We start from the raw sequence: 25263 nt of genomic DNA on the forward strand, positions 1-25263 counted from the left end.
TGGTCCCTCAATAGTAAAGGACGGGTAAAGTTGTTTGGTCGGCAGAGCTGATCAGTCGGCGAGGGGCTTCACCCAGCGCCGCCACTTCTCCTCGGGCGTGTACCCCGCCGCACGCCAGGCGTGCTGCGCGGTCTCGTTGCGCTGCAGCACCATCGCGTCACCACGGCGTCCGCCCAGCCGTACGAACCGCTCCTCGGCGGCGGTGAGCAGCGCCGAGCCGATGCCCCGGCGACGGCGCTCCGGGTACACCGCGAGCCGGTACAGGTGGCAGCGCCAGCCGTCGAATCCTGGCAGCTCACAAACGCCCCTGCCCGCATCTATAGGGGCTTGACCCAGCGTCGCCAGTGGTCCTCGCGATGGTAGCCAGAGGCGGCCCACGCGTGGTGGGCCCGTTCGTTGGCCTCCAGGACCATGGCGTCGGCGCGTCGTCCGCCCAGGGTGGCGAAGCGTTGTTCGGCGGCTTCCAGCAGGGCGGTGGCGATGCCTTGCCGTCGGTGGTCGGGGTGTACGGCGAGTCGGTAGGCGGAGCACCGCCATCCGTCGAAGCCGGCTATGACGGTTCCGGTGAGGAGGCCGTCGCGCTCTGCGATGAGTAGGGCTTCGGGGTCTCGTGTGATGAGTCGCGCCATTCCGTCGTGGTCGTCGCTGATGCTGGTTCCTTCCGCGGCGTCTTGCCAGAACTGCAGCACGGTGTCGATGTCCGAGAGGGTGGCGCAGCGGATGTGAAGATCACTCATGGGGTGAGCCAAGCAGAGCACCAGCCTGTCTGGCGAGCGGTTTCCCTGGCGGGGAACCGAGGGAGGGGTGGGCTTGGTCGCGGTTTCCCGCAAGCCGCAAGCCGCAAGCCGCAAGCCGCAAGCCGCAAGCCGCAAGCCGCAAGCCGCAAGCCGCAAGCTGCGGGTGGGCGTCCACCACGGCGCCTACTGCGTTGGATGCTGCGCCGGGCTGATGGTCGTCCTGATCCCGCTCGGCGTGATGAACGTGGCGGCGATGGCCGGACTGGCCCATACTCTGCGCCCGCTCTGCGGGCGAATGGCGCAGGCGGATGTGACTGGTGATGCTGGTGAGACGGACACTGGTCGTGGAAGCCCTCACGCCAAGGCGTTCTCTGTCAGAGCTTCCGTGCCGAGGAATCGAGAGAGGAGCGGGCCTGGTCCCGGGGCCGTGCAGGCCACGCGCCCGCCGGCCGATTCCTCGTGGCTCACGGGTTCACGTGGTGAATGACCAAGCCATCCAGGACGGCGCCCCGGCGAGTCGGACTGCGTCCTGCCCAGGCGCGCGGCGCGGTGATGGCGGCGTCGTCGAGGCCGTGGGCGGCGGGACGGTTCGAGGCCGGGGGCCGTCGCATCTGACGGCCCCCGTTCCGGGAGAACAGCAGTGGGTAGCGGTCCCGTCGTCGATGCCGGGTGCGTTGCTGCTGCCCGGTGGGTCCGGGGTATGCCGGACCTGGGCGGACAGCGGGACCGTGCTGCTACCCGGCGTAGGTCTCGTACTCAGCGACCTGCGGCGTGCCGGTCGAGCTGGTGATCTCGAAGGTGATCTTGTGCAGCAAGGTCCGGGAGAAGGTGATGACGCCCGCCCCGCTGCCGGAGGCCAGGACGGCGCCGGTGTCCTGGTTGATGACCCTCCAGGACCCGATGCTGCCTGCGGAGCCTGACGCCTCCCGGATGTTGATCACGGACACTGTGGTGGCGGAGCCCCACTTGATCGAGATGGAACCGGTCGAGCCGGTCGGCGACCAGTAGGTGCTCATGTCGCCGTCCCGCACGTTGCCGTAGCTCGTCCCGCTGGCCTTGCTGGAGCCGTCGGAGTCGGCCCCGATGCTGAGGTTGGTCCCGCTGGGCTGGGTCGGTCCCGGCGCGGGGTCGGTGGGTGTCGGCGTGGGGCTGGTCGGTGTCGTTGTCGGCGTCGGTGTCTGCGGCGAGCAAGTGCCGTTCGACACCTGCAGACCCTTGTTGGCGCCTGCCGTCTGGCTCACGACGGTCGGCACACAACTGGCCTCATCGAGACTGTAGGGGTAAGGGATGCTGACGGTGGTGTTGGACTGCGGGTCGGGGCCGGCCGGGTTGTTCTCGCTACCGGGGCTGGACCAGGTCACGTTGTCGAAGATGTTGCCGCTGACCTGCCAGTAACCGGCCGCGTCGGTGTAGAAGGTGCCCAGGACGTCCTTGGAGTCCTTGAAGTAGTTGTTGTCCACCTTGGCGCGAGCTCCGGCTCGGGAGTTGATGCCGGACTCGTTGAGGCTCACGTAGTGGTTGTTGTACATGTGGGCCGTGCCGCCACGCAGCAGGGGCGCGCGGGAGTCGATGTTCTCGTACAGGTTGTGGTCGTACGTGATGAAGCCGTTCGAGAGGTCGGTCTCGCTGGACCCGACGAGGCCACCGCGGCCGGAGTTGCGCAGGATGCTGTAGGACAGGGTGACGTACTGGGTGTTGTTCTTCAGGTCGAAGAGGCCGTCGAACCCCTCCGACTCCCCACCCGACGCCTCCAGGGTGACGTGATCGACCCAGACGTTGCGGACGTTGCTCTCCATGCCGATGGCGTCACCACCGTTGGACGTGGGGGAGCCCGACTTCTTGACGTTCCGGACGGTCACGTTCTGGATGATGATGTTGCTGGCGTCGCGAACGTGGATGCCCAACTGGTCGAAGACGGCTCCGCTGCCGACTCCGATGATCGTGACGTTGCTGATCTGCTTGAGCTCGATCACGCCAGCGGCGGTGTTGCAGCTGTCGCCCGACACCTGGCTGGTGTTGCCGTGGTTGATGGTCCCCTCGACCTCGATGGTGATCGGGGTGCTGCTACTGGCCCGGCCGCACAGGGCCGCATGGATCGCGGTTCCCGTGGTGGCCCGCACCGTCTGCCCGCCCGCACCGCCGGTGGTCCCGCCGTTCTGGGTCGCGTAGCCGGTGGCGCTACCGGTCGCTGCCGATGCCTCGGGTATGGACAGAACCGCACCGGTCGCGGCCGCAAGGGCCATCGTGGCCAGCGCCGCAAAGAGTCGCAGTGCGACTGGTCGTCTCATCCTCGTCTCCCCATTCGCCTTCGAATGCTGGGTGTTGCTGCTCCATGCCGTGGTCGTTTCGGCAGGCCGTTGAGGCTGCCGACCTGTCGCTGGGCCGGTCGCTGGTCGGCCCGGATGTGAGTGCTCTTCTCGATGTGGATCGGGTCGGTGGCTCCGCTGTGGCCTGGGCCTTCGAGGTCGTCAGTGCCGGCCGCGAGGTCATCGTGATCGTGTGGTCCGGCGCGTTCTTCCCAGCGGTGAGAACGCTGGGGTGACCAGGCCCGGCGCCAGGAGGGCAGATGCATGTGGCTGACCCCTTCCATGTCGGTTCCTGCGACGATGCGGTTGGTTCGAGAACATGAATGGCCCGGATGGCCGAATACCGCATCGCGGCTGGGGAAAGCGCTTTCCCTGGAACGTAAGTGCTTGCTGCGAACGCGTCAATAGACCTGTACTTGATCATTATTCACAAGTATGAACAGTCGACGTCACGAATCCACTGGGCGAACCCGACCTGGGTGACCAGCTTCGGGTGGCCCTGGCGGGTCCCGTCGGGGAAGGTGAGGCGTCGTGCGTGGCGGGGCCAGTCCGGAGCTGTCGAGGTCCGCCTCGTACCGGTCGGCGTCGTGGCGGCTATCGTGCCGAAGAACTTCCCGCGGGCACTTGCCACACTCCCGCGATGGCGGCCGGATGCGCCCTGGAGGCCAAGCCGTCGGAGACGGTGCTCGACGCTTAGGGCCCTTCTGATGGATCTCCGCGGCGTCGCGGCGTCGCGGCGTTCGGCACGCACGCTCGCCGCACCGGAGCACGTACCGAACGCCGCTCGTTCTCCCACGGAGATCCATCAGAAGGGCCCTACCTGCCGGCCGAGGCTGTCGAGGGCGCAGGTAGGGCGGTGGCGATGCCTTGGCGACGGTGGTCGGGGTGCACGGCCAGTCGGTAGGCGGAGCATCGCCATCCGACGAAGTCATGCCGTCGTGGCGTTGGCCGGGAGCGAGGTGCGTTCGTCGAGTTCCCCGGCCGTGATCGGCTCCAGCTGTCCTGTCGTACTGCCCGGCACCGAGCGGCCGCCGGTGAAGGCCGCGATGTCCGCGTGCTCGGCGGTCGGGCGCAGCATCCGGTCACCGTCGGCGCCGACGAGCAGAGGCACCCGCGTCGGCGGCTCCGTGGGCGTCGAGCAGCCGGCCCAACTCCTCGACCGTGCACCGGAGACGGTCCACGCGCTCGCCCGGCGAACCCCCGGGCAGACCCGCAGCGTCGTGCTCGGCCTGGACGTAGCCGGTGCCGAGCCCGAGTTCGAGGCGCCCGCCCGTCAGCGCGTCGGTCGTGGCGACCTCACGGGCGAGCAGAGCCGGGTTCCGGAAGCCGGCGTTGAGCACGAACGTGCCCAGGCGCGGCGGTTCGGTCGACCCGGCCCCGCTACCAGGGCCGGGAACGGCGCCGGCATGCCCAGATGGTCCGGGACGAGGATGACGTCGTAGCCGAGTTCCTCGGCCCGGCGGCACTTGGCCCGCCACTCGTCGGCGGGGGACGGGTTGACCAGACTGACTCCGAAGCGGAACGGACGCGGCATGAACTCTCCTCATCTGTACGGGACTTGAGCGCCTGCCGCGATTCCATCACTCGTGCGCGATCGCCGCCAGGACGTTCATACGGGACGCCCGCAGCGCGGGCAGCAGTGCCGCCACGATGCCCACCACCGCCGAGCCGATCACCACCGCGACGATCGTGCCCCACGGGATCGCGAGCGCCGTCATGCCCTGCAACGCCAGTACCTGCTGCGTGCACACGCCCCACACCAGGCCCAGCGCGAGGCCGAGCACCGCGCCGAACACCGCGATCACCACCGACTCCAGCCGGATCATCCGGCGCAGCTGACGGCGGGCGAGGCCGATGGCCCGGAGCAGGCCGATCTCCCGGGTGCGTTCGACGACGGACAGGGCGAGGGTGTTGACCACGCCGAGCACCGCGATGACGATCGCGAGGCCGAGCAGGGCGTAGACGAGGTAGAGCAGTACGGCGATCTGGTCGTGGATCAGTTCCTTGTAGTCGGCCAGGTCCCGCACGTCGACCTGCGGATACGGGTCGAGCGACCGCTCCAGGTTCGCGCGCAGCTCGTCCGCGCCCGTGCCGGAGGCGGCGTTCACGTACAGCACGGAGTCCTGGCCGCCCGGCGCGAACTTCTCCAGCGTGGCCAGAGCGAAGTACAGGCCGCCCGTCGTGCCGAACCCCTCCGCGGACTCCTGGTCGGTGAGGGCGCCGACCTTCAGCTCGGTCGAGCGGCCGCCCTGGAACTCGACGGGGATCGTGCTGCCCAGCCGTACGCCGTGGTCCCGGGCGAAGTCCAGGTCCATGGCCATGCTGCCGTCCGCGAGCGCGGCCGCCGAGTCGCCTTGCGCGTACGTGATGTTGGCGACCTCGTCGAGCTGCGGGTCGTAGCCCGCCGCCGTCGACTGGACGCGGTCGCCGTCGGGGAGCCGTACCGCGACCGGCGTGAACCGCGACCGGACGACGAGCCCTGCGCCCTCCGTGTCGCGCACCTTGTCCGTGACCTCCCGCGGGAACGGCACGAAGTTGCTGTTCTGCACCACGAAGTCGGCGCCCAGCGTGTCGTCGATCTGCTGGTCGAAGGACTCGGTCATGGACGCGCTGGCCACCGACATCCCGCCGACCAGGGCGAGCCCGACCATCAGCGCGGCGGCCGTGGCCCCGGTACGGCGGGGATTGCGCAGGGCGTTGCGCTGGCTCATCCGCCCGATCGAGCCGAACAGGGCGGGGAAGGCCCCGCCCAGGACGCGGATCACGGGGCGGACCAGGAGCGGGCCCGCGATCACGGTGGCGATGAGCGTCAGGACCACACCCAGGCCCAGCAGGGACGAAGCGGTCGCGGTCTTCGACGAGAGCACGCATCCCACGAGCGCGGCCACGCCCGCCGCCCCGACCACGCCGCCCACCAGCGCACGCACCCTCAGTGGCCGCCCGGTGCCCGCGATCTCCGCGTCCGCGAGCGCCGCCATCGGCGAGACGCCCGCAGCGCGCCGGGCCGGGAGGTACGCCGCGACGAAGGTCACCCCGAGGCCGACGCCGTACGCCGCGACGGGCGTCGCCCAGCCGACGACCATCTCGGAGGCCTTGATGTTCATGCCGAGCGCGTTCATCAGTTCGATGAGCCCGGCGGCCAGCCCGATGCCGACGGCGAGGCCCAGCGTGGAGCCGACGAGGCCGAGCAGCACCGCCTCGGTGAGGACCGAGCGGCGGACCTGGCGCCGGTCGGCGCCCAGCGCGCGCAGCAGGCCCAGCTCGCGGGTGCGCTGGGCGATCAGCATCGAGAAGGTGTTGACGATGAGGAACACGCCCACCAGGACGGCGATACCGGCGAAGCCGAGCATGACGTACTTGATGACGTCGAGGAATCCGCCGAGCTGCTCGACGTCCGACTCGGCCTGCTCGTCGGCGGTCCGGATGTCGTGGTCCGTGCCGATCGCGGCTGCCACGCGCTCCTTCAGTTGCGCGTCGCTCACGCCCTCCTCGGCGTCGACGGAGATACTGCTGGCCGCCCGCGCGTCGCCCAGCAGCCTGCTCTGCGCGGCCGGGGGGTCGAGGAAGAGCAGGGCGGCGCCCGGGTTGGTGGTGGTGAACGTGACGATGCCGACGACCTCGACCTCGAACGAGCCGGGCGGCGCGATGACCGTGAGGGTGTCCCCGACGCGTACGTCCTTGTTGTCGGCGGTCTCCGAGTCGAGCAGCGCCTCGCCGGGGCCGCGCGGGGCGTGGCCGGAGGTGAGCTCTACGGGGCTGCGCTCGGTCGGGTTCCAGGCGGTGCCGATCGTGGGGGCGCCGGTGGTCGGGCCCACGGACTCGTTCTCGTCGTCGGCGACCGTGATGTTGGCGACCTCGGCGTCCACGCGCGCGGCGGCCACCCCGTCGATCCGGGCCACCCGGTCGGCGAGCGAGGCCGGCAGGGTGGGCGTCATGCCGGAGGGCACCGCCTCGTCGAGGTTCTCCCGCGGGCTGACGGTGACGTCGGGCGCGGTCGAGGCGAACAGCCGGTCGAACGTGCGGCTGAGCGTGTCCGAGAAGATCAGACTGCCCGCGACGAACGCCACGGACAGGACGACGGCCAGCGCGGACAGCAGCAGCCGCCCCTTGTGCGCGAGGAAGCTGCGGAGGGTCGCCTTCAGCACGGCCTCAGTCCTTGTCGCGAGTGACGTCGGCCGTCGGAATCGCCCCGGGTGCGGGGCCGTCGCCTTCGAACTGGCTGCGGATCACGTCGAAGCCGGGGGTCTGGGGGTTTCCCCCGGTAAAAAGACGCATGCGCTCCAGCACCGCCTCCGCCGTCGGCCGCTCCATCTCGTCGACGATCCGCCCGTCCCCGAGGAAGAGCACCAGGTCGGAGTGGGCGGCGGCGCCCGGGTCGTGGGTGACCATGACGACGGTCTGCCCGAGGTCGTCGACGGCGTTCCGCAGGAAGCTCAGGACCTCCAGACCGGCCCGCGAGTCGAGGTTGCCGGTCGGCTCGTCCGCGAAGATCAGCTCGGGCCGGGATGCCAGCGCCCGCGCGCAGGCGACGCGCTGCTGCTGGCCGCCGGAGAGCTGCGCGGGCCGGTGCTTCAGGCGGTCCCGCAGCCCGAGCGTGTCGATGACCTGGTCCAGCCACTTCTCGTCGGGCTTCTTGCCCGCGATGTCCATGGGCAGGGTGATGTTCTCGGCCGCGTTCAGGGTCGGGATCAGGTTGAACGACTGGAACATGAACCCGATCCGGTCCCGCCGCAGCCGGGTCAGCTCGCGCTCCTTCAGCCCCGTGATCTCGGTGTCGCCGAGCCAGACCTGCCCGGCGGACACGTTGTCCAGGCCGGCCAGACAGTGCATCAGCGTGGACTTCCCGGAGCCTGATGGCCCCATGACCGCGGTGAAACGGCCGCGCGTGATGTCCACGTCCACCGAGTCGAGGGCCAGCACGGTCGTCTCGCCCGAGCCGTACGCCTTGGTCAGACCGCGGGCGCGAGCCGCGATCCCGTCGGCCGACGCATGGCCGGGTGCGTGCTCCGCAGCAGGTGTGGACAAGGCCGCCTCCTCCTGGACAATCGCGACTCCCTCGTCTCGCCGAGGGTAGTGTGATCCGTCCCATATCTGGTATCCGCCATTGGTCCCGGTCCCTCTCCGTCCCAGGTAGGGCCCCTGGTATCGATGTAAGGGGCACATTCCACCCGAGGGGTGGCCCCCTTGCCGGTGCTAGCATCACGGCGCTAGCTTCTAGGTATGGCGAAGACCCAGCTGAACGTGAGAGTGGACGAGGGAACGGCCCGAGCGGCCCGCGAACGCGCCCTGGCCCGTGGCATGAGCGTCAACCGCTACATCGAGGAGCTGGTCAGACAGGACACCGGGGAGGTCGGCCACACCTTCGTGGAGGCTGCCTCCGACTTCATGAAGCAGTACGAGTCAGTCTTCGTCGACGAGTTCGATGGGGGTCCCCCCGCTCGAGCGAAGTCGAGAGTGGGGGAGGATCGTGAAGGCACCCGCGAAGGTCGCCGCTAGCCCTTGAGCAACCTCACGATCGACCTCGCCTGGCTGCTGATGCTCGCCGAACAGAAGACCCCGGGAGACCCCCGGGTCACCGACTGGGGAGCCCTGGTCGCCGCGGTCGCACGGCACGAGGCCGAGATATTCGACGTCCCCGTCTACGACAACCCGCACGCCCGCGCGGCAGCACTCCTCCAACTCCTCATCCACGTCCCCGCGCTGGAGCGCTCCAACGCCCTGTTCGCCTCCGCCGTCGCGTACGCCTACCTCGTCGCCAGCGGCATGAAGGTCGTCACCTCACCGGAGCAGGTCCGCGACCTGGCCCGCCTGGTGAAGAACGGAGACGCCTCGGTCGACGACATCGCGCGCGAACTGCGCCAGTGGAGCCTGTGATTCAGCCGGTCCGCTCCGCCGGCCGCCATGCCGTGCCCAGTACGCAGTACGAGGTGGGCAGGACCGGCCCCTTCTCCGGCATCATCACCCGCCGGTGGGGGCCGAGTTCGAACCCGGCGTCCCGCAGCGCGGCGACCGCGTCCCGGGAGACATGACAGCCGCCGTTCAGCGGCGGCCACACCGTCCGGTCGAGGGCCCGCTGGGTGAAGGTCATCGCGCGCCCGCCGCCCCGGCCGTGCTCGAAGAACCGCACCACACCACCCGGCCGCAGTACCCGGCGTACCTCACCGAGCGCGCGCGGCACGTCCCGCACGCTGCACAGCACCAGCGACAGCACCACCGCGTCGAAGGCCTCGCTCTTGACCGGCAGCGCCTCCGCGGCGCCCGGCACCACGTCCACCGGCACCTCGGAGCGCAGAGCGGCCTCCACCGCCAACTGCCGCAGCAGACGCTCCGGTTCGATGGCGACGACCTCCGAGACCGTGCCCGGATAGTGGGCGAAGTTCAGGCCGTTTCCCGCGCCGATCTCCAGCACCCGCCCGGACAGCCCGGCGAGCAGCCGGTCGCGCACCCCGGCCATACCCAGCCGGGCCTCGGCGTTCACACTGATACGGGCGTAGAACCGGGCGAACAGCGGATGGTGCACGGGATCCCGCGACACCTTGCCGGAGCGGGCGGACCGTAGCGGCATGGGGACCTCCTGGGCAGGGCGGGTCTACCCCGATTGTCCCCCGTACGGGCCGCGCGCACCCCCGCTGTAACCCGGGCGATGTCAGGCGATGAAGTCGCGCACCTGTTCGTACACGCCGTGGTCGTTGTTCATCTCGGTGTGCGAGATACAGCCGACCCCGACGTTCGTCGCGCCGCTGAGGATCGCGGTGGTGTCCGGGGTGAGCGAGTCGTCGCAGTTCGACCAGTAGCTGGCGTACGACACGCTGCCCGGGGTCTCGTCGCCCGAATTGAGGGACGTGAGGAAGGAGCTGCCGGTGTACATCTCCGCGCACGAGGTGTACAGCCACGAGCACCACGACGCGGTGGTCGTGCCGTGGTTCACGCCGGCGGTCGAGACGAAGTCGTCCACGTACGCCGTCCCGCCGAGGTTCTTCAGGTAGTAGCGGGAGTTGAGCGCGCCCATGGAGTGGACGACCAGGTCGACCTTCGAGGCGCCGGTCTGCGCCAGCACGTTCTTGATCTGGGTGGACAGCTGCTGGGCGGTGGTGACGTTCGACTTGGACCAGTCGTACGACCAGGCGTACAACTGCGCGGACGTGTAGCCGTCGGCCTTGAAGTCCGCGATCCAGTCGTTCCAACTGCTGGCCGAGCTGCTCAGACCGTGCACGAAGACGACGGGGTTGCGGTCCGCGGCCTGGGCGGAGGTGGGGGAGAGGGAGAGAGACAGAAGGAGCGATGCGCCCACGGCCGAGACGGCCGTGGCGATACGACGCTTGTGGCGCTGCATGGTGCCTCCTGAAACGTGTGGGGTCGCCAGGAGTGTCAGCCGGGGTCTACGCGCGCCGCATCGGCGAAATCGCCGGTCTTTACGGTTCAATTAACTCGCCAGTAACGTCAAGGGCGTGGTGACTCCGGTGAACCCCCCGCCCCTCGACCTCACTTCGCCACCACGGCACACGGCGGACGTGTGGCGGCGACTGGCTCCCGCACTCCCCGAAGGCGTCCGCGTACGGGTGCTGCGTGCCGTGTACGGCGATCCGCGCGCAGCCGCCGAACTCGTACCGCGCCTGACCGACCGCCAGGCGGCGGGCCTCGACCCGCTCCCGACGGAACCGGCGGAGCTGGCGCCGACGCTGCTGCGCGCGCACCGGGCGGAGATCCGCGCACTCCCGGACGACACCCGCCTGTTGCTCCTTCTCGCCGCGGCCGACCAGTACCCCGTCGCCACCCACGCCTTCCATCGCGCCGTCACCGCCGCCCGCCTCGACACCCGGCCCCTGGAGGCGGCGGAGACGGCCGGCATCGCGCACGCGGGGGCGGGCGGGGTCGTCTACCGCGACGCGTGGACGAGGATCGCCGCGTACGAGACGGGGTCACCGACGGACCGGCGCGACGTCCACCGGCTGCTGGCCCGGGTCCTGCGCACGGAGGGCGAGACGCCGCACCGCTCCTGGCACCGGGGCGCCGGGGCACTCGGCCCCAGCGGGCGCCTCGCGGCGGAACTCGGCGCCGCCGCGGGCAGAGCGGGCGAGGCGGGCCGGCTCACCCTGGCCCGGGCCCTCACCGAACGCGGCGCCGAACTCTGCCCCGACCCGCGGGAACAGACCCGTCTGCTGGCCCGGGCCGCCGTCTATGCCTGGCAGTCCGGCGACGGGGACCGCGCGCGCCGGCTGGCGGCGACGACGGATGACGACGCGCTGACCGGGGTGCTGGCGCTGCGGGCGGGGAACGCGTCGGAGGCGTTCGACGCGTTGGTGACGGCTGTGGTGCGGGTGGGGGAGGGAGAGGCGGGGCGTACAGGAGCGGAGGTTCGAGGAGGAGCGCGGGGAGTTCGAGGAACGGCGTCGCCGGTGTCGCCTCCGGCTTCCACGGCCGCCGCTCGAACGGGCGTCGCCCCTGGAGCGCCCGACGCCGTCGCCAGATCGGCCGCCGAGCCTTGTGCCGACGTGGCTGAAGCCGCGGCCGAACCACGGGTCGGTGCCGCCCAGGCCGACGCCCCCATCGACCCCGCCGTCCGCCTCCTCGCCCGCGCCACCGAAGCCGCCATCTACACAGGTGACCTGCGCCGGTTCAAGGAGGCCGATCGGCTGGCCCAGCGGATGGGGATCGTGCCGCCCGGGACCCTCGGCGGGCTCGCGGCCGCCTTCGACGGGCGGTACGAGGACGCGCGCGACCTGCTGAAGGCGGCCGCCGGCCGGTGCGGGCCGGGTGGCGATCCCACCCTGCTCGTCCACGCCGGGATCGCCGCCCTGCTGCTCGGCGACCACACCCGCGCCACCACCGCCACCGTGCGCGCCGCCGCCTCGGCCCGGGCGCGGGGCGCGACGGTCACCGTGGCGCAGGCGATGGAGTTCCGGGCGTACGCGGACTTCTGGACGGGACGCCCGAGGGCCGGTGAGGCCGCCGCCGTGGACGCGCTCCGGCAGGCGTACGCCACCGGCCAGGACAACGGCGCCTGTCATCTGCAGGCCGCCCTCGCCATGTTCGCGGCGCTCACCGGAGACGCCGACGTCTGCCGGGAACGCGCCGCCGCCGCGCGGTCGTACGCCCTCGCCCGCGGCCTCGGCCTGCCCGCCGCGCTCGCCCAGTGGGCGCTCGCCTACCTCGATCTCAGCACCGGCCGTTTCGCCGCCGCGGCGGCCAGGCTGCGCGCCCTCGCCGGATTCGGGCCGGGCCACGGCCACCGGGCGATCCGCCACCTGGCCACCCCGCACTACGTCGAGGCCGCCGTCCGCACCGGCGACACCCGGGTGGCCCGGGCCGCCCACGCCGACTACCACCACTGGGCCAGCACGGTACGCAGCCCCGACGACCTGGCCCTCAGCGCCCGCTGCCGCGCGCTGCTCGCGCCCGGCGAGGAAGCCGTGGACCACTACCGCACGGCGCTCGACCTGCACGCCCACGGCACCCGGGACTTCGAACGCGCCCGTACCGAGCTGCTGTTCGGCAGTGCGCTACGCCGACTGCGCCGCCGTACGGAGGCACGCGACCGTCTGCACAGCGCCCTGGAGGCGTTCGACTCGTTCGGCGCCCCGCACTGCGCGACCCAGGCCCGCACCGAACTCCGCGCCCTGGGCACCCCCGCCGCACCCCCGCCCGAGGCGACGGAAGCCCTCACCACCCGCCTCACCGCGCAGCAACTCCTGGTCGCCCGCATGGCGGCCGAAGGCGCCACCAACCGCGAGATCGCAGCCCGCCTGGCCCTGAGCCCCCGCACGATCGACCACCATCTGCGGGGTGTCTTCGCCCGGTTGGGCATACGGTCCCGGATCGAACTGGTGCGGCTGCTCGGGGAGGGGGACCGTGGGTAGGCAACGCCGGGGGTGGGCGTTCACGTGCCGATGGTCAGCAGGTCGCTCTGTTCCTCGGGGAGTTCGACCCTGTCCTCGAAGATGAGCGCCTCGGCGGGCTCGAAGACGAGCATCACTTCGCCGGCCAGTCCGCCGCGGCCGCTGAGGACCTGGACGACCTGGTTGCCCAGGCGGACGTCGTACTCGTAGCGGGAGCCGACATAGGAGCCGGTGATGACCTGGGTCTTCAGCCGGTTGACGCCGGACGCCGCCGCCGTCGCCGGGACGACCTCGAGCCGCTCGGGCCGGATCGCCACGGTGACGGAGTCGCTGGCCGGGATGTGCTGGTCGCTCTCGACCTCCACCACGTCGGCGCTGCAATCCAGGAGGATCCGGTACCGGTTGCCGTCCTGTCCGATCACCCGGCCGGTGAAGAAGTTGCAGCGGCCCACGAAGGCGGCCACCGCGGGGGCGGCGGGGCGCTCGTAGATCTCGTGCGGGGTGCCGATCTGGATCATGTTGCCGCCCTCCATCACGGCGATGCGGTCGCTGAGGGCGAGGGCCTCCTCCTGGTCGTGGGTGACGTAGACGGTGGTGATGCCCAGCTCCTCCTGGAGGCGCTTGAGCCAGGCGCGGGCCTGCTCGCGGAGCTTGGCGTCAAGGTTCGACAGCGGCTCGTCCAGCAGGAGCACGGTCGGCGAGTAGACCAGGGCGCGGGCGAGCGCGACGCGCTGCTGCTGGCCGCCGGAGAGCTGGTGCGGGTAACGGCCGCTCAGATCGGCGAGGCCGACCTTGTCGAGGGCGTCGTGGATCAGGGTCTTCTGCTTGTCCTTGGAGACCTTGCGGATGTTGAGGGGCAGTGCGAGGTTCTTCGCGATGGTCATGTGCGGCCACAGGGCGTACGACTGGAAGACCATGCCGAGGTTGCGTTCTTCGGGCGGGAGGAAGACCCCCGCCCCGGCATCCACGAAGGGCTTGCCGCCGACCGAGATCGAGCCCTCCGTGGGCTGCTCAAGACCCGCTATGCAGTTGAGCGTGGTCGACTTGCCGCAGCCGCTGGCGCCCAGCAGGGTGAAGAACTCGCCGTCCTGGATGGTGAAGGTGACGTCGCGCAGGACGGAGTTGTCGCCGAACGTCTTGGCCAGGTTCTTGACGGTCACCTCAGGCATGGTGCTTTCCCTTCATGAGCAGTCCTGCGAGTGCGACGAAGACCGCGGTGATGCCGATCTGGAGGGTTGCCAGTGCGGCGACGGATCCGGCCCTGCCCTGCGTCCAGAGACTGAGCATGGTGGTGCCGAGGATGTTGTTGTCGGCCGAGCTGAGGAACACGGCCGGGGAGTACTCCTTGAGCATGATCACGAAGGTGAGCACCAGGGCTCCGGCGAACGCCGGTGTGATCAGGGCCCGCAGGACGCGGAAGAACGTCATCAGCCAGTCGGCGCCGGACACCCGGGCCGCGTTGTCCAGTTCGCCGCCGATCTGCATGATCGCCGGGGCGACCGAGCCGAACGCGCTGGGCAGGGCGCGCATACCGAAGGCGATGATGACGGCGTAGATCGTGCCCTGGAGGACCGAGCCCATTCCGAACGGGGCGAGCGCGAAGGCCCAGAAGAAGCCGATACCGATGATGATGCCGGGGAGGGACTGGGGGATCAGGGCGAGGTACTCGACCGCCCGGCCCCACCGGAAGGTGGAGCGGCGCGCCACCATTACCGCGAACACCGCGAGGGCGCTGACCACCACCGAGCCGACACCGGCCACGATGAGGCTGTTCCACAGCGACTGCACGTAGTTGTCGGAGTCGAAGACGATCTCGTAGTTCTTCGTGGTGACCGTCTTGAACGGTGACTGGAGCGGGGTGAACACCAGCGTGAAGGAGCGCATCACCAGGCCCGCGATCGGGACGAGGGCGCCGACGATCACGTAGAACCAGATGAACACGATGCTCACCCACTTCAGCCAGCCCAGGTCGAGCCTGCGCGGCCGGGTCACCTTGCCGCGCACGGAGACGAAGCGGGCGGCGTCCTTGAGCAGCTTGGCCTGCACGGCCACCAGGCTCAGCGTGACCACCAGGATGACGGTGGAGGCGGCGCCCAGCATCGTGTAGTCGGGGTCCACCGACTGAAGTCCCTTGTGGTAAAGGAAGGTTGAGAAGACGTCGATGTTCACCGGCTGGCCGTACAGCAGCGGCACGCTGAGGGTCTCGATGGACACCGAGAAGACCAGGATGGCGCTGTAGACGATGGGCGGCCGCAGCAGCGGGACGACCACCTGGCCGAGGATCCTGAGCGGTCCGGCGCCGCAGACCTGCGCCGCCGACTCCAGCGACGCGTCCGACTGCCGGAGGGCGTTGGCGCAGAAGACGTACGCGATCGGGGCGAGCGCCACGGCCTCCGTGAGCGCCATCCCGGGGATCGAGTACAGGTTCCACGGCACCCCGCCGAAGACCTGCTGGACCTTGACGCTGACGAAGCCGGCCGGGCCGTACATGATGATCCAGCCGAAGCCCAGGATCAGCGAGGAGATGAAGAACGGCCACTGCATCGCCAGCGCGACCAGTCGGCCGCCCGGCAGCTTCGTACGCACCACCACGATCGCCATGGGGATGGCGATGGCCAGGCTCAGCAGCGTGGTCAGCGAGGCGAACAGCAGGGTGTTGAGGGCGACTTCACCGAAGCCGGCCTCGGTGAAGAGGTCGGTGTAGCCGCTGAGGGTGAAGGCCCCGCCCGCTTCGTAGAGCGGGCGGTTGCGGATGCTCTGGTAGAGGGTCGGGACGATCGGGGCCAGCACCAGGACGGCGAGGAACGCCAGTACCCCGTACTGGACGACCGTGTCCCGTCCGATGCCGAGGGGACGGCGGTAGCGCGGTGGCTTGAACTCCTGTACACGCTCGTCCGCCGGTGTGCGGGGTGGTTCGGTCATGGTTGACATCTGCTCTGGCTCCGATCGTCCCGAAATGCCTGCCCGCTACTTACGGAGTCCGTCGAACCGCTTGAGCCAGGCGTCGGCGTCGTTCTTCGTGACGGCCTTGTAGTCGACGTGGATGATGTTCTCCTCGCCGACCGCGTCGACGACCTCCTGGTAGGTGTGCAGGCCCTCGCCCTCGACACCCTCCCGGTACGACGCCAGGCCACCCTCCGCGACCGCGCGCTGGCCCTCCTCCGACAGGGCGAAGTCCAGGAAGAGCTTCGAGGTCGCGGGATGCGGCGCCTCGGCGGCGATGCCGATGCCGCGGGGCAGGACCACGGTGCCGTCCTTCGGGAAGACGATCTTCACGAGACCGGCGCTGTCCTCGACGACCGGGTAGGCGGGCGAGGCGCTGATCAGGAAGCCGGCCGTGTACTCACCGGCGACGATCTTCTCCAGCTGCGTCCCGGAGGAGGTCTCCGGACGGGCCAGCGGCAGGATCGTCTCCAGCGCGTCCCACGCGCCGGGGTTGCCCTCGGTGAGGGCGCGGGTGACGGTGAAGCCGAACGAGCCCTCCGGGTCACGGACCGTCACCTTGTTCTTGAACTTGCCCTCGTCCGCGCTCACGATCTTCGCCAGGTCCGCGATGCCGGTCGGCGGCTTCTCCATCAGCGTGGTGTTGTACGCGATCGTCATCGGGTCCTGCGACATCGAGTAGACGCTGGGCAGGAGTTCCGCGCTGTCACCGAGTTCGGAGAGCTCCGGAGACTTGTACTCCAGCACCGTGTCCTTGCGCCCGGAGAAGTTCGCCCACGCGCTCGCCGCGCTGGAGATCATCACGTCCGCGGGCGACTTGCCGGCCGCGTTCTCCGAGAGGACCTTCTGGAACAGCTCGTCGCTGTCGAGTTCGCTGATCGAGACGGTGTCGATGAAGTCGTACTTCTTCTTGAAGTCCCGGACGACGGGGGCCATGTTCTCGTCGCCGAGGTTGGAGTAGACGGTCAGCTTGCCGCCCTCCTTCTTGGCCGCCTCGATCAGGGCGTCGTAGTCCCCGGGGTAGTAGTCCGGCACCGCGCCGGCGGCGATCTTGTTCTCCGCCACCGCGGGAGCGTCGTCACCGCCCCCGCAGGCGGTCAGCGTCCCGACCGCGAGGGCCAGGACGAGCGCGGTCGCGGAGCGGCGGAGGGCGGGCCGCGGAAACGCGGACGCCGTACCCGTGACGGCCACGCTTCGCGCGCCGGGCTGGCTGGATCTGAACATGGTTCTCCTCCTCGAGCGTGCCCGCTGGCACCTGTTGCCGGGAGGTTAGAGACCCAGGTCAGCTAGGTAAATCCATCAGCCACATCAGGTCGCAGTGGTCCTTTTGGTCCTTTAGGTCGTGACGCCCGTCACTCCTCTGCCTGGCCGGAAGGGCCCGGCAGTTCCGCCTGGTGGTCTGTGGCTACCGAAGTGCGGGTGTGTTCCCGCGCCCGCAGCAGCAGCGGCTTGTTGGCCGGTGCGGCGAAGGTGGTTCTTCCGGCCGAGCGGAACGCGGCGGGCTCGCGGCCCACGAGTTCCGGGCAGCAGGGGACCGGACCGGGTGGCCCGTGCTCACGCCAGCCCGAGCTCTCCCAGCACCGACTCGACCTGGGCGGTCTGCCGCCGAATGAAGGCACCGAAGTCGTCGCCGGTCAGGAATGCGTCGTGCCAGCCGTTGCGTTCCAGTGCGGCTCTCCACTGCCGGGCGCCACGCATCTCGGCGTAGGCGTCGACGAGTGCCTGCCGGTCGGCGTCGGTGATCCCCGGCGGCGCCACCACACCACGCCAGTTGGTGACCTCGACGTCGACGCCCGCTTCCCGCAGGGTCGGAGCGTCCACACCGTCGATCCGCTCCGGGCCGGTCACGGCCAGCACCCGCAGTCTGCCTGCCTCGACCTGGTCGATGTGCTCGCCGATGCCGGACACACCGAAGGCGACCTTGTCGCCGAGTACCGACGCGAGCAGCTCGCCGCCGCCGTCGAACGGCACGTAGTCGACCTTCTTGGGGTCCAGGCCGACGGCCCTGGCCATGAGCATCGGCACGAGGTGGTCCGGGCCGCCGGGGTGGGAACCGCCGCCGACCGCGATCCCGTCCGGGTCGGCCTTCCAGTCGTCGATCAGCTGCCCGATGTCGGTGTACTCGGAGTTGCTGGAGACCACGATGATGTCGGGTTCCTCCAGCAGCAGGGCGATCGGCGTCGTGTCGGCCAGCGTGATGCGCGAGGAGTTGGCGTAGACGCTGCCGACCACACCCAGGCCCATCTGCATGGCGAGCCTGCCGTTGCCCTCCTCGGCGGCCAGTCGGCCGAGGCCCACCGTGCCGCCGGCGCCGGGGATGTTGAACACCTCGACCGTGCGCGCCGCACCCGCTTCCTCCATGGCGTTCACCGACGTACGCGCCGTGATGTCGTACCCGCCGCCGGGATTGTTCGGCACCATGATCCGCAGCCCGGTCAGCGTGCTGTCCGAGCCGCCCACGCCCACGGCGTTCCATGTGCCCAGCCCCACGGCCGCGGCCAGTGCGACCACCGTGGCGAGCAGCTTCGGCCGGAGCGCGAAGCTTCGGCGCGCCATTCCTGAAGTCGTCACTGTGACCCCTGTCTCACAACGTTGAACCGCCTGGAATCTTGCGGCATCGCACCTCGTCCTGTCTCTATTGCGTCAGCAGGATTGTGCAGGGACGGTGCGGGCCGGGAGGTGAGTGGGACTTGGGTGGGAAGGGCTCTCTGGCGCGTCGGCTCCTGGTGCTTCAGCTGCTGATCGTGCTCGTCCTGCTGGTCGCCGTCGCCGCGGTCGGCCTGGCCCAGGCCGACCGGACGATCCGCGCCACGGAGTCCCGCCAGATGCTGGGCATCGCGGAGGACGTGGCGGCCGACCCGAGCCTGCGCGAGCTGCTCACCGACCCGGAGCAGCGGCTGAACCTGGCCCCGTTCGCCACCAGGGCGCAGGTGCTGTCCGGAGCGAGCGTCGTGGCCATCGCCGGGCGCGACGGGACGGTGCTCACCTCACAGCACCCGGACCAGATCGGCAGGCCGATGCGGCTCGGCGGGTCCACGGTGACCGAGGGCCGCGCCTGGGTCGGGGCCGTCGACGGCTCGATCGTCGCCCACGTCCCGGTGATCTCGGCGCAGACCCAGCGCATCAGTGGGTACGTCGCCGCGGAGCAGGTTCCGCCCAGCGTCCGGGAGATCCTCACCAGCGCGTTCCCCGAGCTGCTGGTCCTGCTCGGCATCGCCAGCGCGCTCGGCGTCGCGGGCTCGCTGTCGCTGGCGTGGTGGGTGAAGCGGCAGACCCTGGGGCTGGAGCCCGCCGAGATCACCGGACTCGTCGAGCACCGGGAAGCCATGCTGCACGGCATCCGTGAGGGCGTCATCGGCCTCGACCAGCAGCTCCGGATCACCCTGGTCAACGACTCGGCCAGGACACTGCTGACGTTGCCCCAGGACCCCGAGGACATCGTCGGCCGCTCGGTGCACGACCTCGGCCTCAACGAGCGTCTGGTCGACGTGCTCACCGGTACGGCGGCCGGAAGCGACCAGGTCGGCCTGCGCCGCGGCAAGGTGCTGGTCCTGAACCGGATGCCGATCACCCGCGGTGACCGGAAGCTGGGCGCCGTCGTCACCCTGCGCGACCGCACCGAGCTGGTGCGGCTGCAGGATCAGCTCGACGCCCACCGGAACACCACCGACACGCTGCGCGCGCAGGCACACGAGTTCAGCAACCGGCTGCACACCATCGCCGGGCTGATCGAGCTCGGCGAGTACGACGAAGTCCGCCGCTACGTCAGCAGCGTGTCCGCCGGCCGCGACCAGTGGCAGGCCGACGTGACCGCGAGGATCTCCGACGCCACGGTGTCCGCGCTGCTCATCGCCAAGGGCAGCCTCGCGGCGGAGCAGGGGGTCGGTCTGCGGCTGTCCGAGTCGTGCGGCCTCGGTCCCGTCGGCGACGCGCTGGCCACCGACCTGGTGACGGTGCTCGGCAACCTGGTGGACAACGCCCTGGACGCGCTGCGCGGGCACGCCACGGGCCGCGCGGACTGGATCGAGGTCGAGCTGAGCCAGGAGGACGGGACGGTGCGTGTCGTGGTGTGTCACCCGGGCCCCGGGATCGCACCCGAGATCGCCGAGGAGGTGTTCCGGCACGGCTTCACCACCAAGGCCGCGGAACAGGGTGGGCCGCGCGGCCTGGGCCTTGCCATCACCCGGCAGATCTGTGTGCGCCGTGGCGGTACGGTCGAGGTGCACAACACCGACGGCGCCGTGTTCACCGCGACGCTGCCGATCACGCCGGAGGTGCGGGTGTGATCAGGGTGCTCGTCGTCGACGACGACTTCATGGTGGCCAAGGTGCACAGTGGGTTCGTGGCGAAGACTCCGGGGTTCGAGGTGGCCGGGGTGGCGCACACCGGGGCCGACGCGCTGCGCATGGTCACCGAGCTGCGGCCCGACCTGGTCCTGCTGGACATCTATCTGCCCGACATCGACGGGCTGACCGTGCTCCGGCGCATCCGGACCGCCGGAGCAGTACAGACCGATGTGATCGTGATCAGTGCCGCCAATGACGTGGACACCATCCGCGGCGCCATGCACGGCGGCGTCCTGCACTATCTGATCAAGCCGTTCACCTACGGCGCGCTGTACGACCAGTTGCAGCATCTCGCCGCGCTGCACGCCAAGCTCGGCGGCCTCAGCCAGGCCGCACAAGCGGATGTCGACCAGGTCTTCGGCAACCGCCCCCGGGGAGAGGCCCAGCTGCCCAAGGGCCTGACCGCTCAGACCGCCGACCTCGTGGCCCGTGTGCTGCGGTCGGCGGACACCGACATGTCGGCGACCGACTGCGCGACGGCCGCCAGTCTGTCCCGGGTCAGCACACGCAGGTACCTGGAACATTTCGCCGAGACCGGCCGGGCCGAGGTGCGGCTGCGCTACGGCGGAACCGGACGACCCGAACACCGGTACCGCTGGATCGAGGGTCACAGCGACGGCTCGTCAACCGGACAGGCCTAGGCCGCCTGCCGCCCCCGAAACCCCTCCGCGTCCCACGTTCCGTCCAGTCGCGGCGCCAGCCAACCCGGCGCCCCGGCACGGAAGTCGGCCGGTGCGAGCGTGCCGGCTCCCGCGGGAAGCGCACCGAGCAGCGGCGCCCCCGTCACCTCCGGCAGGTCGGCGAGATTGCAACGTGCGGCCAAATCGGGCGCGTCGGGCCAGCTGCCGATCACGACACCCAGCAAGTCGAGCTTCCGAGCGCGGAGTTCACGTGCCGTCAGTTCCGAGGCGTTGAGGGTCCCGAGCCCCGCCGGCGCCACCACCAGTACCGGCGCTTTCAGCAGCTCGGCCGCGTCCGCCAGAGTGCCGCCAGTGCCGTCGAAGCGGACCAGGAGGCCGCCCGCGCCCTCCACCAGCACCAGGTCGTGCTCGGTGGCCAGCTTGGCGGCGGTCTCGGCGATCTCGTGCGGATGGACCGGGGGACGCCCCGCCCGCCGCGCGGCTGTCGCCGGGGCCAACGGCTCGGGATACCGGGCGAGTTCGGCCGTCGTCACAGGGCCCGCGAGCCGCGCGACCTCCTCGGCGTCCCCGGCCTCGTCCGGCCGTACTCCCGTCTGCGCGGCCTTGAGCACGGCCACCGAGCGGCCGGCCGCGAGCGACGCGGCGGCCAGCGCCGCCGTCGCCATGGTCTTGCCGACCTCCGTGCCCGTGCCCGTGATCATCAGGACCGGCATGCTCATCCCTCCCGCACCGCCGCGCACACCGCGCGCGCGATCCGGGCCACGTCCGCGTCGCCCGTGACATACGGCGGCATCGTGTAGACCAGGTCGCGGAACGGCCGCAGCCACACGCCCTCGCGCACGGCGGCCGCCGTGGCCGCCTTCATGTCGACGGGCCGGTCGAGCTGGACCACACCGATGGCGCCGAGGACCCGCACGTCCCGCACGCCCGGCATCTCCAGGGCGGGAGCCAGCCCCTCCCGCAGCCCCGACTCGATCCGCTTGACCTCCGTGAGCCAGTCCTGGCCGAGCAGCAGCTCGATCGACGCGCAGGCGACGGCCGCCGCCAGCGGATTGCCCATGAACGTCGGCCCGTGGGCCAGCACCGGCACCTCGCCCCGCGAGATCCCGTCGGCCACCCCCGACGTGCACAGCGTCGCCGCCATCGTCATATAGCCGCCGGTCAGCGCCTTGCCCACGCACATCACGTCTGGCGTCACCGCCGCGTGTTCCGCCGCGAACAGCGCGCCCGTGCGCCCGAAGCCGGTCGCGATCTCGTCGAACACCAGCAGCACGCCGTGCGCGTCGCACGCCTCCCGCAGCACCCGCAGATACGCGGGGGAGTGGAACCGCATCCCGCCCGCGCCCTGCACCACCGGCTCCACGATCACCGCGGCCAGCTCGCCGGCGTGCCGCTCGATCGTCGCGCGCAGCTGATCGGTGTAGGACTCCTCGTACCCGGCCGGCGGGGCGTCCACGAACACCTGGCGCGGCAGCACGCCGGTCCACAGCTCGTGCATCCCGCCCTCGGGGTCGCACACCGACATCGGCTGCCAGGTGTCGCCGTGGTAGCCGCCGCGCCAGGTGAGCAGACGCTGCTTCGAAGGACGGCCGAGCGAGCGCCAGTACTGCAGGCACATCTTGACCGCGACCTCGACCGACACCGACCCGGAGTCGGCGAGGAAGACATGCTCCAGGCCGTCGGGCGACATGTCGACAAGGAGCTTCGCCAGGCGTACGGCGGGCTCGTGTGTGAGCCCGCCGAACATCACGTGGCTCATCCGGCCCAGCTGCTCGCGCGCGGCCTCGTTCAGCACCGGGTGGTTGTAGCCGTGGATGGCCGACCACCAGGACGACATGCCGTCGACCAGCTCGCCCGAGCCGTCCGCCATCCGGAGCCGCACCCCGCTCGCCGACTCCACGACGAGCGGTTCGACGCGGCCCGGCATCGGACCGTACGGATGCCACACATGCCGCCGGTCCAGGTCCAGCAGCTCGGGGACGGTCAGGTCAGGCATTGGGCGCGAGGTCCGTTCCGGCGCCCCGGCGGCGGACGGCGACCAGGTCGGTACGGGGCTCGCCGGCCGGCGCGGCGGCAGCGGACGTACCGCACACGCCGCCCCCCTCGTGCGACCCGCAGCCACCCTCGGCCATCGCCCGGTGCTCCGGCAGCGTGACCTGGTCCGCGCTCTCCACCTCGAAGCCGGCGTCCGCGATCATCTCCAGGTCGGCTTTGCCCGCCTGGCCCTCGCTGGTGAGGTAGTCGCCGAGGAAGATCGAGTTGGCCAGGTGCAGCGCGAGGGGCTGCATCGTGCGCAGATGGACCTCGCGGCCGCCCGCGATGCGCACCTCGACGTCCGGGCAGACGAACCGCACCATCGCCAGGATCCGCAGGCAGCGCTGCGGGGTGAGGTTCCACTCCTTGGCCAGCGGCGTGCCCTCGAACGGGATCAGGAAGTTGACCGGCACCGAGTCCGGGTCCAGCTCACGGAGCGAGAAGACGACGTCGACCAGGTCCTTGTCGCTCTCACCCATGCCCGCGATCAGGCCCGAGCAGGCGGACAGACCCGCCGCGTGCGCCTTGTGCACGGTGTCCACGCGGTCGGCGTACGTGTGCGTGGTCGTGATCTCCGCGTAGGTGCCCTCGGAGGTGTTGAGGTTGTGGTTGTACGCGTCCGCGCCCGCCGCGCGCAGCCGCTCCGCCTGGCCGTCGGAGAGCAGTCCGAGACAGGCGCACACCTCGACGCCCTCGTTCTGCTCCTTGATCGTCTTGATGGTGTCGGAGACCCGGTCCACGTCCCGGTCGGTCGGACCGCGCCCGGAGGCCACCAGACAGACCCGCTTGGCGCCGCCCGCCAAACCGGCCGCCGCGGCCTGGGATGCCTGGTCCGGCTTGAGCCAGGTGTACTTCAGGATCCCCGCGGTGGAGCCGAGCCGCTGGGAACAGTACGAGCAGTCCTCCGGACACAAGCCGGACTTGAGGTTGACCAGGTAGTTGAGTTTCACCCGGCGGCCGAACCACTGTCGGCGCACCTTGCCGGCCGCGGCCACCACATCGAGGAGGTCGTCATCGGACGTCGCGAGGACGGCCAGTGCTTCGTCGCGGGTCGGCAGCTCGCGCCGAAGCCCCTTGTCCACCAGCGTGTTCAGCAGGTCCATGAGAGCTGATCCTGTCCTACGGAGCGGTCCGGGGCCAAGGAGAGTTCGCACAACACAGGCGCTTCGAGGTGTGGGTATTGCCACACACTGGGTGCCTGGGCGTCCCGCTAGTGTCTGTCCACTGCCTACAAATTCCCCGGAGGACCCATGGCGTTCGGCTGGATCGACGAGCAGGCGGCACAGCGCCGCCGCGCCGGACTCGTACGGACGCTGCGCCCCCGTCCGGCCGACTCGCCGCTCCTGGACCTCGCGAGCAACGACTACCTGGGCCTGGCCCGGCACCCGGAGGTCGTCGAGGGCGCCGCCCGGGCGGCCAGGACCTGGGGCGGCGGCGCGACCGGCTCCCGGCTCGTCACCGGTACGACGGAACTCCACGCCGAACTGGAACGGGAGCTGGCCGGCTTCTGCGGCTTCGAGGCGGCACTGGTCTTCTCCTCCGGCTACGCGGCCAACCTCGCCGCGGTCACCGCGCTGGCCCCGCACGGCTCGCTGATCGTCTCCGACGCAGGCAACCACGCCTCGCTGATCGACGGCTGCCGGCTGGCCCGCGGCAGCACGCAGGTCGTCGCGCACGCCGAACCGGACGCCGTGCGCAAGGCCCTCCAGACGCATGAGGGGCCGGCCGTCGCCGTCTCCGACACGGTCTTCTCGGTCGACGGCGACGCCGCCCCGCTGGCCGCGCTCGCCGAGGCCTGCCGGGAGCACGGGGCGGGACTGGTCGTCGACGACGCCCACGGCCTCGGCGTCCTCGGCGCCGGCGGCCGCGGCGCCCCGCACGCGGCGGGACTCGCGGGCGCCGACGACGTCGTCGTCACGGTCACGCTGTCCAAGTCGCTCGGCAGCCAGGGCGGAGCCGTCCTCGGCCCCGCCCGGGTCATCGACCATCTGGTCAACGCGGCCCGGACCTTCATCTTCGACACCGGCCTCGCCCCTGCCGCCGCGGGCGCGGCTCTGGGTGCGCTGCGGCTGCTGCGGCGGGAGCCGGAACGGGCGGCGCGGGCGCGTGCGGTGGCGGCCGAGTTGCATGCCCGGCTGACGGCCGCGGGTCTGGAAGCGGTACGTCCGGACGCCGCGGTCGTCTCCGTGCGCGCGCCGTCCCCGGAGGGGGCCGTGACCTGGGCGGCCGACTGCCGTGCGGCCGGGCTGGCCGTGGGCTGCTTCCGTCCTCCTTCCGTGCCCGACGGCATCTCACGGCTGCGGCTGACCGCCCGCGCGGACCTCTCCGAGGGGCAGATCGAACGCGCTGTACAGGTGATCGGTGAGACACGACCATGAGTCGGCGTGACACGGCCGTGCATCGCGCGATGCGAAAACCGA

The 25263-nt window shown here is 70.7% G+C and carries 20 protein-coding genes and 4 pseudogenes; 8 read left to right on the forward strand and 16 right to left on the reverse strand.

Annotation, left to right across the window (positions count from 1 at the left end; genetic code table 11):
- Positions 1-51: 51 nt before the first annotated feature.
- A pseudogene (locus AQJ91_RS31865) lies at positions 52-294 on the reverse strand (GNAT family N-acetyltransferase); the annotation flags it as partial.
- A gap of 23 nt (positions 295-317) precedes the next feature.
- On the reverse strand, positions 318-737 hold the full coding sequence (locus AQJ91_RS31870; RefSeq protein WP_067028423.1) for a GNAT family N-acetyltransferase: 420 nt from the start codon (positions 735-737) through the stop codon (positions 318-320).
- Positions 738-825: 88 nt separating this feature from the next.
- On the opposite strand from AQJ91_RS31870, the pseudogene AQJ91_RS50365 reads away from it, so the two are divergent.
- Positions 826-1005 (forward strand): annotated as a pseudogene (locus tag AQJ91_RS50365) (copper chaperone); the annotation flags it as partial.
- A 466-nt stretch (positions 1006-1471) separates the two neighbouring features.
- On the opposite strand, the gene AQJ91_RS31875 reads toward AQJ91_RS50365, so the two are convergent.
- The gene (locus AQJ91_RS31875) at positions 1472-3025 is read right to left on the reverse strand and encodes a pectate lyase family protein (protein ID WP_067028425.1); all 1554 of its coding nucleotides are present in this window, start codon (positions 3023-3025) and stop codon (positions 1472-1474) included.
- 44 nt (positions 3026-3069) lie between these two features.
- Here AQJ91_RS31875 and AQJ91_RS31880 point away from each other — a divergent pair, with 44 nt between their 5' ends.
- Positions 3070-3279 carry a hypothetical protein gene (locus tag AQJ91_RS31880; protein ID WP_067028428.1) on the forward strand — a complete coding sequence of 70 codons (210 nt, stop codon included), beginning with the start codon at positions 3070-3072 and terminating at the stop codon, positions 3277-3279.
- Positions 3280-3892: 613 nt separating this feature from the next.
- Here the strand turns inward: AQJ91_RS31880 and AQJ91_RS56240 are convergent.
- The 4 genes and pseudogenes from AQJ91_RS56240 to AQJ91_RS31895 all read right to left on the reverse strand — a co-directional run.
- A pseudogene (locus AQJ91_RS56240) lies at positions 3893-3970 on the reverse strand (GNAT family N-acetyltransferase); the annotation flags it as partial.
- Between the two features lie 28 nt (positions 3971-3998).
- Positions 3999-4577 (reverse strand): annotated as a pseudogene (locus AQJ91_RS31885) (TIGR03621 family F420-dependent LLM class oxidoreductase); the annotation flags it as partial.
- Between the two features lie 46 nt (positions 4578-4623).
- Positions 4624-7188: an ABC transporter permease gene (locus AQJ91_RS31890; protein ID WP_067028430.1), complete on the reverse strand. Its 2565-nt coding sequence runs from the start codon at positions 7186-7188 to the stop codon at positions 4624-4626.
- Positions 7189-7192: 4 nt separating this feature from the next.
- Positions 7193-8068, reverse strand: a complete 876-nt coding sequence (locus AQJ91_RS31895) for an ABC transporter ATP-binding protein (RefSeq protein WP_067028431.1) — start codon at positions 8066-8068, stop codon at positions 7193-7195.
- Positions 8069-8263: 195 nt separating this feature from the next.
- Here AQJ91_RS31895 and AQJ91_RS31900 point away from each other — a divergent pair, with 195 nt between their 5' ends.
- A complete protein-coding gene (locus AQJ91_RS31900) occupies positions 8264-8539 on the forward strand; it encodes a toxin-antitoxin system, antitoxin component (protein ID WP_067028433.1) in 276 nt (91 codons plus the stop codon).
- Between the two features lie 3 nt (positions 8540-8542).
- On the forward strand, positions 8543-8917 hold the full coding sequence (locus AQJ91_RS31905; RefSeq protein WP_067028435.1) for a fic family toxin-antitoxin system, toxin component: 375 nt from the start codon (positions 8543-8545) through the stop codon (positions 8915-8917).
- A 1-nt stretch (position 8918) separates the two neighbouring features.
- On the opposite strand, the gene AQJ91_RS31910 is transcribed toward AQJ91_RS31905, so the two are convergent.
- Together AQJ91_RS31910 and AQJ91_RS31915 are read right to left on the reverse strand one after the other, a co-directional pair.
- Positions 8919-9608: a class I SAM-dependent methyltransferase gene (locus AQJ91_RS31910; RefSeq protein ID WP_067028437.1), complete on the reverse strand. Its 690-nt coding sequence runs from the start codon at positions 9606-9608 to the stop codon at positions 8919-8921.
- An 81-nt stretch (positions 9609-9689) separates the two neighbouring features.
- Positions 9690-10376 carry an esterase/lipase family protein gene (locus AQJ91_RS31915; protein ID WP_067028438.1) on the reverse strand — a complete coding sequence of 229 codons (687 nt, stop codon included), beginning with the start codon at positions 10374-10376 and terminating at the stop codon, positions 9690-9692.
- Positions 10377-10491: 115 nt separating this feature from the next.
- On the opposite strand from AQJ91_RS31915, the gene AQJ91_RS31920 reads away from it, so the two are divergent.
- Positions 10492-12900 (forward strand): helix-turn-helix transcriptional regulator, encoded by a 2409-nt coding sequence (locus AQJ91_RS31920; protein ID WP_407696956.1) that lies wholly within the window; start codon positions 10492-10494, stop codon positions 12898-12900.
- Between the two features lie 20 nt (positions 12901-12920).
- Here the strand turns inward: AQJ91_RS31920 and AQJ91_RS31925 are convergent, their stop codons facing one another.
- The 4 genes from AQJ91_RS31925 to AQJ91_RS31940 all read right to left on the reverse strand — a co-directional run bounded on the left by AQJ91_RS31925 (position 12921) and on the right by AQJ91_RS31940 (position 18378).
- Entirely contained in the window at positions 12921-14048 is a 1128-nt protein-coding gene (locus AQJ91_RS31925; protein ID WP_067028440.1) for an ABC transporter ATP-binding protein, read from the reverse strand.
- Positions 14041-15810 carry an ABC transporter permease gene (locus tag AQJ91_RS31930; protein WP_067028441.1) on the reverse strand — a complete coding sequence of 590 codons (1770 nt, stop codon included), beginning with the start codon at positions 15808-15810 and terminating at the stop codon, positions 14041-14043. Before AQJ91_RS31930 ends, AQJ91_RS31925 begins: the two co-directional genes overlap by 8 nt.
- 36 nt (positions 15811-15846) lie before the next feature.
- Positions 15847-17046: an extracellular solute-binding protein gene (locus AQJ91_RS31935; RefSeq protein ID WP_067028443.1), complete on the reverse strand. Its 1200-nt coding sequence runs from the start codon at positions 17044-17046 to the stop codon at positions 15847-15849.
- A gap of 330 nt (positions 17047-17376) precedes the next feature.
- Entirely contained in the window at positions 17377-18378 is a 1002-nt protein-coding gene (locus tag AQJ91_RS31940; RefSeq protein ID WP_067028445.1) for a Bug family tripartite tricarboxylate transporter substrate binding protein, read from the reverse strand.
- 134 nt (positions 18379-18512) lie between these two features.
- Here AQJ91_RS31940 and AQJ91_RS31945 point away from each other — a divergent pair, with 134 nt between their 5' ends.
- Both AQJ91_RS31945 and AQJ91_RS31950 read left to right on the forward strand, forming a co-directional pair.
- Positions 18513-20108, forward strand: coding sequence for a sensor histidine kinase (locus AQJ91_RS31945; RefSeq protein WP_067028447.1), 1596 nt, complete (start codon positions 18513-18515; stop codon positions 20106-20108).
- Positions 20105-20809, forward strand: coding sequence for a response regulator (locus tag AQJ91_RS31950; protein ID WP_067028449.1), 705 nt, complete (start codon positions 20105-20107; stop codon positions 20807-20809). Before AQJ91_RS31945 ends, AQJ91_RS31950 begins: the two co-directional genes overlap by 4 nt.
- Here AQJ91_RS31950 and bioD read toward each other — a convergent pair.
- From bioD to bioB, 3 genes are read right to left on the reverse strand one after another with little or no spacing between them, the layout of a single operon-like run.
- Positions 20806-21522, reverse strand: coding sequence for a dethiobiotin synthase (bioD, locus tag AQJ91_RS31955; RefSeq protein ID WP_067028451.1), 717 nt, complete (start codon positions 21520-21522; stop codon positions 20806-20808). The genes AQJ91_RS31950 and bioD overlap by 4 nt on opposite strands.
- 2 nt (positions 21523-21524) lie before the next feature.
- Positions 21525-22805, reverse strand: coding sequence for an adenosylmethionine--8-amino-7-oxononanoate transaminase (locus AQJ91_RS31960; RefSeq protein ID WP_067028453.1), 1281 nt, complete (start codon positions 22803-22805; stop codon positions 21525-21527).
- The gene (gene bioB, locus AQJ91_RS31965; protein ID WP_067028455.1) at positions 22798-23946 is read right to left on the reverse strand and encodes a biotin synthase BioB; all 1149 of its coding nucleotides are present in this window, start codon (positions 23944-23946) and stop codon (positions 22798-22800) included. The genes AQJ91_RS31960 and bioB overlap by 8 nt, the downstream gene beginning before the upstream one ends.
- A gap of 147 nt (positions 23947-24093) precedes the next feature.
- On the opposite strand from bioB, the gene AQJ91_RS31970 reads away from it, so the two are divergent.
- Positions 24094-25221 (forward strand): 8-amino-7-oxononanoate synthase, encoded by a 1128-nt coding sequence (locus AQJ91_RS31970; protein ID WP_067028457.1) that lies wholly within the window; start codon positions 24094-24096, stop codon positions 25219-25221.
- Positions 25222-25263 lie beyond the last annotated feature (42 nt).

Source organism: Streptomyces dysideae (genome assembly GCF_001514305.1).
Classification (GTDB): domain Bacteria; phylum Actinomycetota; class Actinomycetes; order Streptomycetales; family Streptomycetaceae; genus Streptomyces; species Streptomyces dysideae.